Annotated in this window: 15 protein-coding genes; 10 read left to right on the top strand and 5 right to left on the bottom strand. The window is 63.5% G+C overall.

Features of this window, described 5'->3' with window-relative positions:
- The first annotated feature begins 49 nt into the window (after positions 1–49).
- The 5 genes from cysM (at position 50) to M2S36_RS16360 (ending at position 6,169) form a co-directional block, all read left to right on the top strand.
- On the top strand, positions 50–949 hold the full coding sequence (cysM, locus tag M2S36_RS16340; protein ID WP_043936067.1) for a cysteine synthase CysM: 900 nt from the start codon (positions 50–52) through the stop codon (positions 947–949).
- Complete coding sequence (rlmD, locus tag M2S36_RS16345) at positions 950–2,308, top strand: 23S rRNA (uracil(1939)-C(5))-methyltransferase RlmD (protein WP_333957473.1); 1,359 nt, start codon at positions 950–952, stop codon at positions 2,306–2,308. It abuts the gene before it with no gap.
- Between the two features lie 96 nt (positions 2,309–2,404).
- On the top strand, positions 2,405–4,645 hold the full coding sequence (gene relA / locus M2S36_RS16350) for a GTP diphosphokinase (protein WP_207829349.1): 2,241 nt from the start codon (positions 2,405–2,407) through the stop codon (positions 4,643–4,645).
- A 124-nt stretch (positions 4,646–4,769) separates the two neighbouring features.
- Complete coding sequence (gene mazG / locus M2S36_RS16355) at positions 4,770–5,603, top strand: nucleoside triphosphate pyrophosphohydrolase (protein WP_333957474.1); 834 nt, start codon at positions 4,770–4,772, stop codon at positions 5,601–5,603.
- A 26-nt stretch (positions 5,604–5,629) separates the two neighbouring features.
- The gene (locus M2S36_RS16360) at positions 5,630–6,169 is read left to right on the top strand and encodes a DUF2058 domain-containing protein (protein ID WP_063911543.1); all 540 of its coding nucleotides are present in this window, start codon (positions 5,630–5,632) and stop codon (positions 6,167–6,169) included.
- Between the two features lie 46 nt (positions 6,170–6,215).
- On the opposite strand, the gene M2S36_RS16365 is transcribed toward M2S36_RS16360, so the two are convergent.
- The 4 genes from M2S36_RS16365 to purM form a co-directional block, all read right to left on the bottom strand.
- Positions 6,216–6,398 (bottom strand): hypothetical protein, encoded by a 183-nt coding sequence (locus M2S36_RS16365; protein ID WP_063911544.1) that lies wholly within the window; start codon positions 6,396–6,398, stop codon positions 6,216–6,218.
- Between the two features lie 204 nt (positions 6,399–6,602).
- Entirely contained in the window at positions 6,603–7,313 is a 711-nt protein-coding gene (locus M2S36_RS16370) for a DUF3108 domain-containing protein (RefSeq protein WP_063911545.1), read from the bottom strand.
- A gap of 8 nt (positions 7,314–7,321) precedes the next feature.
- Entirely contained in the window at positions 7,322–7,975 is a 654-nt protein-coding gene (gene purN / locus M2S36_RS16375) for a phosphoribosylglycinamide formyltransferase (RefSeq protein WP_063911546.1), read from the bottom strand.
- Complete coding sequence (purM, locus tag M2S36_RS16380) at positions 7,975–9,033, bottom strand: phosphoribosylformylglycinamidine cyclo-ligase (RefSeq protein WP_013971366.1); 1,059 nt, start codon at positions 9,031–9,033, stop codon at positions 7,975–7,977. The genes purN and purM overlap by 1 nt, the downstream gene beginning before the upstream one ends.
- A 340-nt stretch (positions 9,034–9,373) precedes the next feature.
- Here purM and M2S36_RS16385 point away from each other — a divergent pair, with 340 nt between their 5' ends.
- The 5 genes from M2S36_RS16385 to M2S36_RS16405 all read left to right on the top strand — a co-directional run bounded on the left by M2S36_RS16385 (position 9,374) and on the right by M2S36_RS16405 (position 13,849).
- Positions 9,374–10,441: a DUF2066 domain-containing protein gene (locus M2S36_RS16385; protein WP_241106338.1), complete on the top strand. Its 1,068-nt coding sequence runs from the start codon at positions 9,374–9,376 to the stop codon at positions 10,439–10,441.
- A 12-nt stretch (positions 10,442–10,453) separates the two neighbouring features.
- The gene (locus M2S36_RS16390; protein WP_207829327.1) at positions 10,454–11,527 is read left to right on the top strand and encodes an AI-2E family transporter; all 1,074 of its coding nucleotides are present in this window, start codon (positions 10,454–10,456) and stop codon (positions 11,525–11,527) included.
- A gap of 162 nt (positions 11,528–11,689) precedes the next feature.
- A complete protein-coding gene (hda, locus tag M2S36_RS16395) occupies positions 11,690–12,397 on the top strand; it encodes a DnaA regulatory inactivator Hda (RefSeq protein ID WP_003252443.1) in 708 nt (235 codons plus the stop codon).
- A 125-nt stretch (positions 12,398–12,522) separates the two neighbouring features.
- Positions 12,523–13,176: a C40 family peptidase gene (locus M2S36_RS16400; protein ID WP_063911548.1), complete on the top strand. Its 654-nt coding sequence runs from the start codon at positions 12,523–12,525 to the stop codon at positions 13,174–13,176.
- Between the two features lie 139 nt (positions 13,177–13,315).
- The gene (locus M2S36_RS16405) at positions 13,316–13,849 is read left to right on the top strand and encodes a C40 family peptidase (protein ID WP_207829325.1); all 534 of its coding nucleotides are present in this window, start codon (positions 13,316–13,318) and stop codon (positions 13,847–13,849) included.
- Between the two features lie 114 nt (positions 13,850–13,963).
- Here the strand turns inward: M2S36_RS16405 and M2S36_RS16410 are convergent, their stop codons facing one another.
- A complete protein-coding gene (locus M2S36_RS16410) occupies positions 13,964–15,271 on the bottom strand; it encodes a PQQ-dependent sugar dehydrogenase (RefSeq protein ID WP_333957475.1) in 1,308 nt (435 codons plus the stop codon).
- Between the last annotated feature and the right edge of the window lie 195 nt (positions 15,272–15,466).

Raw genomic sequence — 15,466 nt, forward strand, 5'->3', positions numbered from 1 at the left:
GTTTGCCGGTATGATAGGCACCCCTGCCGTCCGGATTGTGAAATACGCCATGACCTTGCAGTACCCAACCATCGCCGATTGCGTCGGCAATACGCCCCTGGTTCGCCTGCAGCGTATCGCTGGCGAAACCAGCAACACCCTCCTGCTCAAGCTCGAAGGTAACAATCCCGCCGGCTCGGTGAAGGATCGCCCGGCATTGTCGATGATCACCCGCGCCGAACTGCGCGGCCAGATCAAGCCCGGCGACACCTTGATCGAAGCCACTTCCGGCAACACCGGCATCGCCCTGGCGATGGCGGCGGCGATCAAGGGCTACAAGATGATCCTGATCATGCCCGACAACTCCACCGCCGAGCGCAAGGCCGCCATGACCGCCTACGGCGCCGAGCTGATCCTGGTGACCAAGGAAGAGGGCATGGAAGGCGCCCGTGACCTGGCCGAGAAGCTGCAAGCCGAAGGCCGTGGCCTGGTACTGGACCAGTTCGCCAACGGCGATAATCCGATCGCCCACTACAACAGCACCGGCCCCGAGATCTGGCAGCAGACCCAGGGCACCATCACCCATTTCATCAGTTCCATGGGTACCACCGGTACCATCATGGGCTGCTCGCAGTACCTCAAGGAACAGAACCCGGCGGTGCAGATCATTGGCCTGCAACCAATGGAAGGTTCTGCCATTCCAGGCATCCGCCGCTGGCCCGAGGAATACCTGCCGAAAATCTTCGACGCCAGCCGCGTCGACCGCGTGGTCGACATGTCGCAGCAGGAAGCCGAGGAAACCACCCGCCGCCTTGCCCGTGAAGAGGGCATTTTCTGCGGCGTGTCTTCCGGTGGTGCAGTCGCGGCCATGCTGCGCCTGTCTCGCGAGGTGGAAAATGCCACGATGGTCGCGATCATCTGCGACCGCGGCGACCGTTACCTGTCCACCGGCCTGTTCGACCCGAGCTAAATGTCCAAGAAGAAAAGCAACAGCGGCCTGCGCTTTCAGCCGGCCAGCGGCAACCGCAGCCCCCAGGTCCCCGTGGGCAAGAAGCAGCGCCTGGAAATCGAGCGCCTGGCCGGTGACGGCCGGGGTATAGCCTTCCACGAGGGGCGCACCTGGTTCGTCAGTGGCGCCCTGGCCGGCGAGGCCGTGGAGGCGCGGGTGCTCAATGCCCGTGGCAAAGTGGTCGAGGCCCGCCTGGAGCGCCTGTTGCAGGCCAGCCCCGAGCGCCGTCAGGCACCGTGCCGGTATTACGAGCGCTGCGGTGGCTGCAACCTGCAGCACCTGCCGCACCAGGCGCAGCTGGCGCTCAAGCAGCGCACCCTGGCCGAACAGCTGCAGCGGGTGGCCGGTGTGCAGCCCGACGAGTGGGCTGCACCGCTGAGCGGGCCGGAATTCGGTTACCGGCGCCGCGCCCGCGTGGCCGTGCGCTGGGACGTCAAGGCGCGCCAGCTGGAGGTCGGCTTCCGCGCCGAAGCCAGTCAGGACATCATTGCCATCGACGATTGCGCGGTGCTGGTACAGCCCTTGCAGTCGATTCTGCGCCACCTGCCGACTGTGCTGCGCTCGCTGAGCAAGCCGCAGGCTCTGGGCCATGTAGAGCTGTTCAGCGGCACCGCCGAGGCGCTGTTGGTGCGCCATGTCGCACCGCTGCCGGCCGAAGACCTGGCCAGGCTGCAGGCGTTCTGCGAGCAGGCCAATGCCCAGTTGTGGCTGCAGGGCGAAGGTGAGCCGGCGCCAGTGGACCCGGCCGCGCAACTGGGCTTTGCCCTGGCACCGTGGCAGCTGGACCTGGCCTGGCGCCCAGGTGATTTCGTGCAGGTGAATGCCCAGGTCAACACGGCGATGATCGAGCAGGCCCTGGCCTGGCTCGCACCGCAGGCCGACGAGCGCGTGCTGGACCTGTTCTGCGGCCTGGGCAACTTTGCCCTGCCACTGGCTCGCCAGGCGCGTGAAGTGGTAGCAGTGGAAGGTGTGCAGGCCATGGTCGATCGGGCCGCGGCCAATGCCCGGAACAACAATGTGCATAACGCACGGTTTTTTCAGGCCGATTTATCGCAGCCTTTGGCAGGCGCCGGATGGGCCGCCGAGGGCTTTTCTGCGGTACTCTTGGATCCACCGCGCGACGGTGCTTTCGAGGTGGTGCAAGGCATCGCCCGCCTCAAGGCCAGAAGGCTGGTCTATGTATCGTGCAACCCGGCCACGCTGGCGCGAGACGCCCAAGTGCTGGTCGGCCAGGGGTACCGGTTAAAAAGGGCCGGGATTCTCGACATGTTTCCTCAGACGGCGCATGTCGAGGCCATGGCGTTATTCGAAGCGGGCTAGCTGACTGGCCCCTTGGTGCGGCTTGCACGGAATGGTGGCCGCACGGTGATTGCCAGCGCACCCGCGTGGTGTGCTGTATGGAAAGGTAAAACAAAGATGGTACAGGTGAGAGTGCACCAGCCGGTCAACACCGACGGCAGTATCAATCTCGAAGCATGGTTGGACCATGTGGTAAGCGTCGATTCGGCACTGGATCGCGCAGCGCTGAAAGAGGCCTGCGAGTTTGCCCATGAGGTCGAGAAAAAGGGCAACCCGGCCAAGCATTCCTGGGCGGACGGTACGTCCAGCTTCCAGGCGGGCCTGGAGATCGCCGAAATCCTCGCCGACCTCAAGCTCGACCAGGACTCCCTGGTGGCGGCGGTCATCTACCGCTCGGTGCGCGAGGGCAAGGTCACCCTGGCCGAGGTCAGCCAGCACTTTGGTCCGGTGGTGTCCAAGCTGATCGACGGCGTGCTGCGCATGGCCGCCATCAGTGCCAGCCTCAGCCCACGGCAGTCGCTGGTGCTGGGCTCGCAGGCGCAGGTCGAGAACCTGCGCAAGATGCTCGTGGCCATGGTCGACGACGTGCGCGTGGCGCTGATCAAGCTGGCCGAACGCACCTGTGCGATCCGTGCGGTCAAGGCCGCCGACGACGAAAAACGCCTGCGTGTCGCGCGCGAGGTGTTCGACATCTATGCGCCGCTGGCGCACCGTCTGGGTATCGGCCACATCAAGTGGGAGCTGGAGGACCTGTCCTTTCGCTACCTGGAGCCTGACCAGTACAAACAGATCGCCAAGCTGCTGCACGAGCGCCGGCTGGACCGCGAGCGCTTCATCAGCGAGGTGATGAACCAGCTGCAGAACGAGCTGCTGGCCACTGGCGTCAAGGCCGACATCAGCGGCCGGGCGAAACACATCTATTCGATCTGGCGCAAGATGCAGCGCAAAGGCCTGGAATTCAGCCAGATCTACGACGTGCGTGCGGTACGCGTGCTGGTGCCGGAAATCCGCGACTGCTACACCGCACTGGGCATCGTGCACACCCTTTGGCGGCACATCCCCAAGGAGTTCGACGACTACATCGCCAACCCCAAGGAGAACGGCTATCGCTCGCTGCACACCGCAGTGATCGGCCCCGAGGGCAAGGTGCTGGAGGTGCAGATCCGTACCCACGGCATGCACGAGGAAGCCGAGCTTGGGGTTTGCGCCCACTGGCGCTACAAGGGCACCGACGTCAAGTCCAGCTCCAACCATTACGAAGAGAAGATCTCCTGGCTGCGCCAGGTGCTGGAATGGCACGAAGAGCTGGGAGACATTGGTGGCCTGGCCGAGCAACTGCGGGTCGACATCGAGCCGGACCGGGTCTACGTATTCACCCCGGACGGCCACGCCATCGACTTGCCCAAGGGGGCCACGCCGCTGGACTTCGCCTACCGCGTGCATACCGAAATCGGCCACAACTGCCGCGGCGCCAAGATCAACGGGCGCATCGTGCCGCTCAACTACAGCCTGCAGACCGGCGAGCAGGTCGAGATCATCACCAGCAAGCACGGTAACCCCAGCCGTGACTGGTTGAACTCCAACCTGGGCTACGTCACCACCTCGCGGGCGCGGGCCAAGATCGTGCACTGGTTCAAGCTGCAGGCACGCGACCAGAACGTCGCCGCCGGCAAGACCTTGCTCGAACGCGAGCTCAGCCGCCTGGGCTTGCCGCAGGTGGATTTCGAGCGCCTGGCCGAGAAGACCAACGTCAAGACCGCCGAGGACATGTTCGCCTCGCTCGGTGCCGGCGACCTGCGCCTGGCGCATCTGGTCAACGCCGCCCAGCAGTTGCTGGAGCCCGAGCGCATCGAGCAGATCGAACTGGTACCGCGCAAACCTACCGGGCCGCGTACCGGCAAGCGTGGTGACATCCAGATCCAGGGGGTCGGTAACCTGCTGACGCAGATGGCCGGCTGCTGCCAGCCGCTGCCGGGCGACGCCATCGTCGGCTACATCACCCAGGGCCGCGGCGTGAGCATCCACCGCCAGGACTGCGCCTCGGTGCTGCAGTTGGCGGGCAAGGAGCCGGAGCGCATGATCCAGGTGAGCTGGGGGCCGATCCCGGTGCAGACCTACCCGGTCGACATCGTCATCCGTGCCTACGACCGCCCGGGGCTGCTGCGCGACGTGTCGCAGGTATTGCTGAACGAGAAGATCAACGTGCTGGCGGTGAACACCCGCTCGAACAAGGAAGACAACACCGCGCTGATGTCGCTGACCATCGAGATTCCGGGCCTGGACGCGCTGGGGCGCCTACTGGGGCGGATCTCGCAGTTGCCGAACATCATCGAGACGCGGCGTAATCGTACCCCTTGAGACCGCGGTGCCTGCTTCGCGGGTAAACCCGCTCCCACAGGGATGGTGCAAATCTTCAGATGTGCACTTTATCTGTGGGAGCGGGTTCACCCGCGAAGAAGCAACCGCCGAAGGACCTGCTTACATGATCTACACCCTCGAAGACCTGCTGCACCTCATGGCCCGCCTGCGCGACCCGCAGTACGGCTGCCCGTGGGACCTGAAGCAGAACTACGCGAGCATCGTCCCGCACACCATCGAAGAGGCCTACGAGGTTGCCGACACCATCGAGCGCGGCGATTTCGAGCACTTGCAAGGTGAACTGGGCGACCTGCTGTTCCAGGTGGTCTACTACAGCCAGCTGGCCCGCGAGGAGGGGCGTTTCGAGTTCGATGGCGTGGTCGACAGCATCACCCGCAAGCTCATTCGCCGTCACCCGCACGTGTTCCCCACCGGCGAGCTGTACGCGCCGGTAGACACCCCCAGCCTGAGTGAGGCCCAGGTCAAGTCACGCTGGGAAGAGATCAAGGCCGAAGAGCGCGCGGAAAAGAGCCAGCCCGAACAGCTGTCGCTGCTCGACGACGTGCCGGCAGCATTGCCGGCGTTGTCGCGGGCAGCCAAACTGCAAAAGCGCGCGGCCACGGTCGGTTTCGACTGGCCTGCGGCATTGCCGGTGCTGGACAAGATCCGCGAAGAGCTGGATGAAGTGCTGCAGGCCATGGCCGACGGCGATGCCGATGCGCTCGAGGATGAAATCGGCGACCTGTTGTTCGCCACCGTCAACCTGGCCCGCCACCTCAAGCATGATCCGGAACATGCCCTGCGCCGTGCCAATCGCAAGTTCGAGCGGCGTTTCCGCTTCATCGAACAGGCATTGCGCGACAGTGGCCGACCCATCGAAGATTGTAACCTTGACGAACTGGATGCCCTTTGGGGGGAAGCCAAACGTCAGGAAAAGAACCTGCCCAGCTGCGGCTGAGCTGTTGCATAAGTGAGTGAACATTCATGAGCCTTTCCCTTCGCGACCAATTGCTCAAAGCCGGTCTGGTCAACCAGAAACAGGTTTCCCAGGCCAACAAGGCCGAGAAGAAACAGAAACGCCTGGAACACAAAGGCCAGGTCGAGGTGGACGACAGCCAGCAGCGCATGGCCAAGGAAGCCATGGCCGAGAAAGCCAAGCGTGACCAGGAACTGAACCGCCAACAGCAGGAAAAAGCCGAACAGAAGGCGCGGGCCGCGCAGATCAAGCAACTGATCGAAGCGACTCGCCTGCCGAAGCTGAGCACCGAGGACTACTACAACTTCGTCGACGACAAGAAGGTCAAGCGCATTGCCGTCAATGCCCTGATGCGCACCAAGCTGAGCAATGGCGCGCTGGCCGTGGTGTCGTTTGCCGGTGGCTACGAGGTGATCCCTCGTGAGGCGGCGCTGAAGATCCAGGAGCGCGACCCTAACCGTATCCTGCTGCTGAATACCCATGTCGAGGAAGCGGACGAGGACGACCCGTACGCGGCCTACAAGATCCCTGATGATCTGATGTGGTAAACACGAAAAACCCCGCTTTGGCGGGGTTTTTCATTTGAAGATCGAGTTATTGCGTGGCGCGCTGGTTTTCCAGGTTTTCCAGCTCTATACGGTACTGGTGCGCTTCGTGTTCGTTGTGGAACATCCCTACCAGCTGGCCTTGTTGATGCACATCCCAGATCCGCACGCCAGCGGCCAGGCCTTCGTGGGACATTTTCGATTCGTCGCGTTCGGTTACTTGGACTGTCATCGCTAAACTCCACTGCTTCAGTTGGCTGCGACACTGTGTCGCACAACCTCTTTATAGAGTTTGTTAGCAGGCTAAGTAAATAAAACGGGCATGAAACAAGTTTCATGGAAGCCGGAGCGCAGTCAAATGTGGGAGTGCGCCTTCTCCAGTGCAGAAAAAAGCCCCGCACCAGGCGGGGCTTCGGGTACTGCTGGCAGCGCTGGCTCAGTTGCCCTTCACCGGCTTGCCATCGACCGTGCCATCCTGCAGCACGATCACGTACTCCTTGCCATCGGTCTCGACCTGGCGCAGTTGCACCAGCAGGTAGTCCCAGTTCTTGGCGAACCACAGCTCGGTAATGCGCTTGCTCTGGCTTGGGTCGCGCACGCGCTCGACCTTCACCGCATCGACCTGGCCGGTCTTGGTGGTGACTTTCTCCGTGCCCAGCACGCGGAAGTCGTAGGTGTCGATCTCGTCACCGTCGACCACCTGGTAGGTCATGCTCTTCTTGCCGGCGGCCACGTCATGCTGCAGGGCCAGCTGGTAGGACGACTTGTCCAGCACGCCGCGGTTCAGCGGCAGGCTGACGGCGTCGCCACGGTCGCTGCCGGTGACCTTCTTGCTGTTCCAGTCGAAGGTCAGATCGACCTTCTTGGCCTTGCCCAGGCCGCCACGCTCGAAGTGGTACTTCTGCGGCAGCAGGGTGTCGTTGTCCATGCGCAGGGAGCTTTGCTCGGTCAGGCTGGCGATCATCATGGAGGCCTTGAAGTTAAGGTCCCAGGTACCGTTGGCATTCTTGACCAGGCTGCGTTCGGCGGTGCCGCTCATGGGCAGCTGCTTCCAGTCGGCGGTATAGCTGGCCGAGAAAGGCTTCAGATCAGCTGCCTGGAGGGGCAGGGCGAGCACGGCGAGAGCCAAGAGCAGGGCGCGACGCATAAATTCTCCTAGGATCGAATCAAGTGACCGCTGGCCGCCAGGGGTTGGCCATCCAGTAATGCACCCTGTTCGCCAAGACGCAAGCGCCCTTCAGCGAACCAGCGCACCGCCAGCGGGTAAATCAGGTGCTCCTGGCGGTGTACCCGCTGTGCCAGGCTTTCGATGGTGTCGTCAGACGCCACCGGTACCACAGCCTGTACGACCAGTGGGCCGCCATCGAGTTCCTCAGTCACGAAGTGTACGCTGCAGCCATGCTCGGCGTCGCCTGCCTCCAGTGCCCGGCGGTGGGTATGCAGGCCCTTGTATTTGGGCAGCAGCGACGGGTGGATGTTGAGCAGGCGGCCCTGGTAGTGGCGCACGAAGTCGCCACTGAGGATGCGCATGAAACCGGCCAGCACCACCAGGTCCGGGGCAAAACCGTCGATGCGCGCCATCAGCGCGGCATCGAAGGCTTCACGGCCGTCGAACTGGGTGTGCTCGAGCACGACGCTGTCGATGCCGGCCGCCGCGGCGCGTTGCAGGCCGTAGGCATCGGCACGGTTGGAAACCACCGCACGGATGCGCACCTGGCTGTCCTGGCCTTGGCAGCTGTCGATCAGCGCTTGCAGGTTGCTGCCGGAGCCCGACAGCAGTACCACTACATTGCAGGTCTTGCTTGGCATCAGTGTGCCTTGAGGTTCTGCAGCTCGACCTGGGCAGCGCCCTCGGCGGCTTCGGCGATGTGGCCGATCACCCATGGCTGCTCGCCAGCGGCGCGCAGTTCGTTCAGGGCGGCTTCTACCTGATCCTGGGCCACGCAGATGACCATGCCGACGCCGCAGTTCAGCACGCGGTGCATTTCATGCTCGTCGACGTTGCCTTTTTCCTGCAGGAAGTCGAACACCGCCGGGCGCTGCCAGCTGGCCACGTCGATGACCGCCTGGGCGTTGGCCGGCAGTACGCGCGGGATGTTGTCCAGCAGGCCGCCACCAGTGATGTGGGCCATGGCCTTGACCGCGCCGGTGTTCTTGATCAGCTGCAGCAGCGGCTTGACGTAGATGCGGGTCGGCGCCATCAGCAGGTCGGTCAGTGGCTTGCCGTCCAGCTGGGTGTTCTCGATGTCGGTGGCGGACACTTCGAGGATCTTGCGGATCAGCGAGTAGCCGTTGGAGTGCGGGCCCGAGGACGGCAGGGCGATCAGTGCGTCACCGGTGGCAACCTTGGAGCCATCGATGATCTCGGCCTTTTCCACCACGCCGACGCAGAAGCCGGCCAGGTCGTAGTCTTCGCCTTCGTACATGCCTGGCATTTCGGCGGTTTCACCACCGACCAGCGAGCAGCCGGCCAGTTCGCAACCGGCACCGATACCGGTGACCACGGTGGCGGCCACGTCGACGTTCAGTTTGCCGGTGGCATAGTAGTCGAGGAAGAACAGCGGCTCGGCGCCGCACACGACCAGGTCGTTGACGCACATGGCGACCAGGTCCTGGCCGATGCTGTCGTGCTTGTTCAGGTTCAGTGCCAGGCGCAGCTTGGTGCCGACGCCGTCGGTGCCGGAGACCAGCACCGGCTGCTTGTAGCCGGCCGGGATCTCGCAGAGGGCGCCGAAGCCGCCCAGGCCACCCATGACTTCAGGGCGTGCGGTGCGTTTTGCCACGCCCTTGATGCGTTCGACCAGTGCTTCGCCGGCGTCGATGTCTACACCGGCGTCCTTGTAGCTCAGGGAGGGTTGCTTGCTCATTGATCCAGGCCTTTAGGAGGGAGGGATTCTTAAAAAACGACCATGACGGCCAAGGCCGGCTGGTAAGCGGCGGCTGCCTGAAACGTCAGTGGTCTGTGAAGGCGCGCGATTTTATCAGGGTTGCCGGGCAGCGGCCATCCTCAGGCCGACGGGCAGGGCATGAAAATGGGTAAAAAGTTGGGAGTGCTCGCTACAAGGGCTGCGTCATGCAGGCGACACCTGCCAGATCCATCACAACTTCCCGGCAATCTCCGCAACCAATCTTTCATCCTCGCGACTGGTTACCTTGCGCCCCCGTGTATAAGGTATAGGCATTGCGGTAAGTGGACAGGAATCCTCCATGCGTCTCTTCAATATTCTGGCGGTCGGTTGCCTGGCCCTGATCTCGGCCACTGCCCAGGCTGAAAGTGTCTCCGGCCTTTACCAGGTGCGCGAGCCGGTCACCGGGCAGGGCGCCGAAGCCCGTGCCGAGGCCACCGCCAAGGCCCTCGATACCCTGGTAACGCGCCTGACCGGCGACCCCAGGGCGGCGCAAAGCCCGGCATTGGCCGGGTTGCGCAAGGACCCGCAGCAAATCATCAACCAGGTTGGCAGCGAAGCCGGGCCACCCGAGTCGGTGCTGGTCGAGTTCGACCCTGGCAGTACCGAGCGGGCCTTGCGCAAGGCCGGCCTGGCCTTGTGGGGCAGCAACCGCCCCTCGATCCTCGGCTGGTGGCTGAACGACAGTGCCGAGGGCAGTAACCTTGTCGGTGACGGCCAGGCCAGCGCCCAACCCCTGCGCCGTGCCGCCCAGCACCGTGGCCTGCCGTTGCGCCTGCCGCTGGCCGACCTGCAGGAGCAACTGGTGGCCAATGCCGAGCACATCGACGGCAGCGACCCGGCCCCGTTACGGGAAGCCTCCGAACGCTACGGGGCCGATGCCTTGCTGGCGGTGCATGCCCGGGAAGCCGATGGCAAGTGGCAGGGCAATTGGCAGCTGTGGCTGGGCGACCAGCGTGAGCAAGGCACTGCCGAAGGCGCCGATCCGGCAGCGCTGGCTGACGCCGTGATGCTGGCGCTCAGCAGCCGCTTGGCGCCGCGCTACGTCACCCGCCCGGGTGCCAGCAGCCAGTTGCAGGTGCAAGTGCAGGGGATGAACCTGCAGCGCTACGCCGAGCTTGCCCGCGTGCTCGAACCCTTTGGCCCGCGCCTGCAAATGGCTGAAGGCGGCACCCTGACCTACGGTGTCACCGCCAACCGCGATCAGCTGCGCGCCCAGCTCGGCCTGGCCAAGCTGCAGGAAGTACCGGTAGAGCAGGTGCCTGCGGTGCCGGCCACGCCAGCTCCGGCAGACGCTGCCGGGGGCGGGCAACCAGTGCCGGCCCAGCCTGCACCCAAGCCGTTCGACGGCTTGCGTTTTCGCTGGTAAGGGGAGCACACCGTGACCGACGTACGTCGCTGGATCTGGCTGGGTGTTGCCCTGCTGGTCGCTGTGCTTCTTTATAGCCTGCACAACATTCTTACCCCGTTCCTGGTCGGCATCCTGCTGGCCTACCTGGCCGACCCGCTGGTGGATCGCCTGGAACGCCTGGGGCTTTCGCGCACCTGGGGCGTGGTGGTGGTGTTCGGCCTGTTCACCTTGCTGTTGCTGGCCTTGCTGCTGGTGCTCGTTCCGCTGCTGGCCAAGCAGCTGGTGCGCCTGTACGAGCTGGCGCCGCAGATGCTCGACTGGCTCGAACACGTGGCATTGCCCTGGGTGCAGAGCCGCCTGGGCCTGGCTGACGGCTTCTGGAAATTCGACAAGATCAAGGCCGCCATCGGCACGCACATGGGGCAGACCACCGATATCGTCGGTGTGCTGCTGTCCCATGCCACCGCTTCGGGCCTGGCGCTGATGGCCTGGCTGGCCAACATGGTGCTGATCCCGGTGGTGGGTTTCTATCTGCTGCGTGACTGGGACCTGATGATGGCCAAGCTGCGCGGCCTGCTGCCGCGCCAGCGTGAGCCGCAGGTGATGGGCCTGGCGGGCGAATGCCATGAAGTGCTGGGGGCGTTCGTGCGCGGGCAACTGATGGTGATGGTGGCCCTGGGCATCATCTATTCGGCCGGGCTTATGCTGGTGGGGCTGGAACTGGGGCTGCTGATCGGCATGCTCGCCGGGCTGGCTGCCATCGTGCCGTACATGGGCTTCATCATCGGCATTGGCGCAGCCTTGGTGGCGGGCCTGTTCCAGTTTGGCGGCGACCTGTACCCGATGCTGGGCATCATCGCCGTGTTCATGGTCGGGCAGGCACTGGAGGGCATGGTACTGACCCCTCTGCTGGTGGGAGACCGCATCGGTCTGCACCCGGTGGCGGTGATTTTCGCCATCCTGGCCGGCGGTGAGCTGTTCGGCTTTACCGGGGTGCTGCTGGCGCTGCCGGTGGCGGCTGTGATCATGGTGCTGCTGCGGCATGTGCATGACCTGTACAAGGAATCGGACATGTATGCCGGGGATATCGACCCGGAGTTGTGATGGAAGGGCTGCAAAGCAGCCCCAAAACAGCGCAAAAAAAGCGCAACTCGTTGATTTTACTTGTGCTATCCGCTGCCGTGATTGTGCACCCCGCGTTGCGGGTATAGACTTTGCAGATTGTTCACCAAAGGCCCCCTGCGGTCCTGTCGACCGCCCGCGAGCATGAAACCACCGATCCAGTTGCCCCTGGGTGTGCGCCTGCGCGATGACGCCACCTTCATCAACTACTATCCGGGCGCCAATGCTGCGGCATTGGGCTACGTCGAGCGGCTATGCGAAGCCGACGCCGGCTGGACCGAGAGCCTTATCTACCTGTGGGGCAAGCAAGGTGTTGGCCGTAGCCATCTGCTGCAGGCCGCCACCCACCGCTTCCAGCAACGCGGCGAGCCAGCCGTCTACCTGCCACTGGCGCAGTTGCTCGATCGTGGCGTAGAGCTGCTCGACTACCTGGCCCAGTACGAACTGGTGTGCATTGACGACCTGCATGTGATCGCCGGCAAGGCAGACTGGGAAGAGGCCATGTTCCACCTGTTCAACCGCCTGCGTGACAGCGGCCGGCGTTTGCTGCTGGCTGCCTCGGCATCGCCGCGCGAGCTGCCAATCAAGCTGCCGGACCTGAAGTCGCGGCTGACCCTCGCCCTGGTGTTCCAGATGCGCGGCCTGTCCGACGAAGACAAGCTGCGTGCCTTGCAACTGCGTGCTTCGCGTCGTGGCCTGCACCTCACCGACGAAGTTGGCCACTTCATTCTTACCCGCGGTGCACGCAGCATGAGTGCGTTGTTCGACCTGCTCGAACGCCTCGACCAGGCCTCGCTGCAGGCACAACGCAAGCTCACCATTCCTTTCCTCAAGGAAACCCTGGGCTGGTAACCCCGAAAACGCGGGGCCAGAGCGGCAAAACAAAAAAGTCACATCTTTTTCGATAAAATTTGCAAATGGCCATGATAGAGGGCATAGTTTCACCCTTCTAAAGGATTACAGACACGGTCGTGCCCATGCTGAAGCGCTTCGCACCCCTCGTGCCACTCGCACTCGTGACCCTGCTTTTTGGCTGCGCGGCCCAAGGCCCGGCTTCTCATTCAGAGCAGCAGCCTCAGGATCACAACCCCATCGCCGCACAATCGGCGTTCAAGGCCAAAGCCTCGTCCTCGTCGGTATTCGGCGAGCCGGAAGAACTGGCCACCGAAGATGACCTGGAGGCCTTCTCCAGCAGCAAGCCTTACCAGCTGCCAGCTCTGGCTGACAGCGTTCTCGAGCGCGGCATGTCGCTGATCGGCACCCGCTACCGCTTCGGTGGTACCTCGGAGCAGTCCGGCTTTGACTGCAGTGGCTTCATCGGCTACCTGTTCCGCGAAGAGGCGGGTGTGACCCTGCCGCGCTCCACGCGTGAAATGATCAACGTCGATGCCCCGAAAGTGGCCCGCAACAAGCTCAAGCCAGGTGACCTGCTGTTCTTCAGCACCAACGGCCGCGGCCGCGTCAGCCATGCCGGCATCTACCTGGGTGACAACCAGTTCATCCACTCCAGCAGCCGCCGCAGCGGTGGCGTGCGCATCGACAGCCTCGGTGACCGTTACTGGAGCAAGACCTTCATCGAAGCCAAGCGTGCCTTGGCCATGGCGCCGACCACCAATATCGCGCGCAACTAATAGCAAAATGATATATCCTGCCGCGGCGGCGATGCTTTGAAAAAAGCTCGCCGCCGTGCGCATTTATAGAAAGCGTCTAATCTAATTTCTCAACTCTTTTCGGCTGCGGCCCAGCGGTCTCAGACAGGATGTTCTGGCCATGGTAAAGATGGCGCGCTTCGCATTTATCTCCTTGGCAGCCTTGCTGGCTGCCTGTTCCAGCCGTGCTCCTGCGCCGGCCCCTGTGGTACAGCCGCAGGTTACCTATAGCCAGCCCAGCCCTTCACCGATTGCCGATGACGTGTTGATGCGAGCCATCGGCCTGGTGGGCACGCCTTATCGCTGGGGCGGCAACACCCCGGACTCCGGTTTCGATTGCAGTGGCCTGATCAAGTACGTCTACCGGGATGCTGCCGGCATAAGCCTGCCGCGTTCGACGCGGGAGATGATCGTCATGCGCGCGCCGACCGTGGATGCCAAGTCGCTGCAGTCCGGTGACCTGGTGTTCTTCGCCACCAGTGGCGGCTCGCAGGTCAGCCACGCCGGCATTTATGTCGGGGAAGGGCGCTTCGTGCATGCCCCTTCCAGCGGTGGCACGGTGCGCCTGGACTACCTGTCCAACAGCTACTGGGCCAAGGCTTACCTGCAGGCCAAGCGCGTGATTCCGCAAGGGCATCTGGCGCAGAACCCCTGACGGATATTCCTGTGGGAGCGGCTTCAGCCGCGAACATCGGCAATGCCGGTGCCATGCACCGCGGTGTCCGCTTCGCGGGTAAACCCGCTCCCACAGGGCGCGCGCTGGCCGGGCTCATGGCGCCTTGCTCACTCGCCAGACCACATTACCGACATCATCGGCCACCAGCACGCCACCACACCCATCGTTGATTACGCCGACCGGGCGACCCTTGGCCTTGCCATGCTCATCCAGAAACCCGGTAAGCAGGTCCACAGGCTTGCCCGAGGGTTTTCCTGACGGGTCGAACGGCACGAAAATAACCTTGTAGCCACTGTGTGGCTTGCGGTTCCACGACCCGTGCTGGCCCACGAATGCCCCTTGGTCGAAGGGCGCTGGTAGTCCATTCGGTTCGGCGAATGCCAACCCCAGCGATGCCGTGTGTGGGCCCACGGCATAGTCGGGCACCAGCGCCTGGGCCACTTTTTCAGGCGCTGGTGGTTGCACGCGCTCATCCACGTGACTGCCATAGTAGCTGTAGGGCCAGCCATAGAAACCGCCGTCCTTCACGGAGGTGATGTAGTCGGGTACCAGATCGCTGCCGATCTCGTCACGCTCGTTGACTGCGGTCCACAACGCACCGCTGTTTGGCTCCCAGGCCAGGCCGTTAGGGTTGCGCAGGCCTGTGGCGAACAGGCGGTGCTGGCCGCTGGTGGGGTCCACTTCCCAGATCGCGGCGCGCCCCTGTTCCTTGTCCAGGCCGTTTTCGCCGACGTTGCTGTTGGAGCCGACCGTCACGAAAAGCTTCTTGCCATCGGGGCTGGCGATCACGTTCTTGGTCCAGTGGTGGTTGAGCGGTCCGCCGGGCAACTCGACCACCGGCTGGCCTTCATTGCGAATTTGCAAGGCTCCGGGCTCGTAGTGAAAGCGCAGCAGCCTGTCTGTGTTGGCGACAAAGAGGTCCTTGCCGACGAGGGCCATGCCGAACGGTGAGTTGAGCTCTTCGATGAAGGTCGTGCGGATTTCAGCCACGCCGTCGTGGTCGGCGTCACGCAGCAGGGTGATCCGGTTGGCGCTGGGCACGCCTGCGCCTGCCCGCTTCATCACCTTCTTCATCACCCAACCGCGCAGGCCCTTGCCATCTTCGGGCTTGGGCGGGGCATTGGTTTCGGCTACCAGCACGTCGCCGTTGGGCAGCAGGTATAGCCAGCGAGGGTGGTCGAGCCCGCTGGCGAACGCTTTCACCTGGGTGCCTGGTGCTGCTTCGGGCTTGACGTCCTTGGGCCAGCCCACTGCTGGAGCGATATTCACGGTGGGGAGGGTAGTCTTGACCGGAGCAGGCAACTGGGGGGTTGGGCCACTGCCATCGAGTACATCCAGCCGCGCGGTTTCGCCGCAGGCAGTCAGGCTGGCGGCCAATAACCAAGGCATCAGGTGTTTCATGGGCGGTGTCCTCCTAACAGGGCCTATGGAACTGAGAGGTCGGCGATATTCGCCAGGTTCCCGGCAGCCATCCAACTGTCGTTGCTTTTGCTTTTGCTTCTAAGCGCGCGATAGTTCAGGCGCCGCCGATTGCGACTTCAGGAGGCCGAGCAGAGGGCTTGCGGAGGGAGGTGACGGGCATCCATGCCCGTCACC

It is taken from the genome of Pseudomonas sp. SF2, assembly GCF_036858055.1.
Lineage (GTDB): Bacteria > Pseudomonadota > Gammaproteobacteria > Pseudomonadales > Pseudomonadaceae > Aquipseudomonas.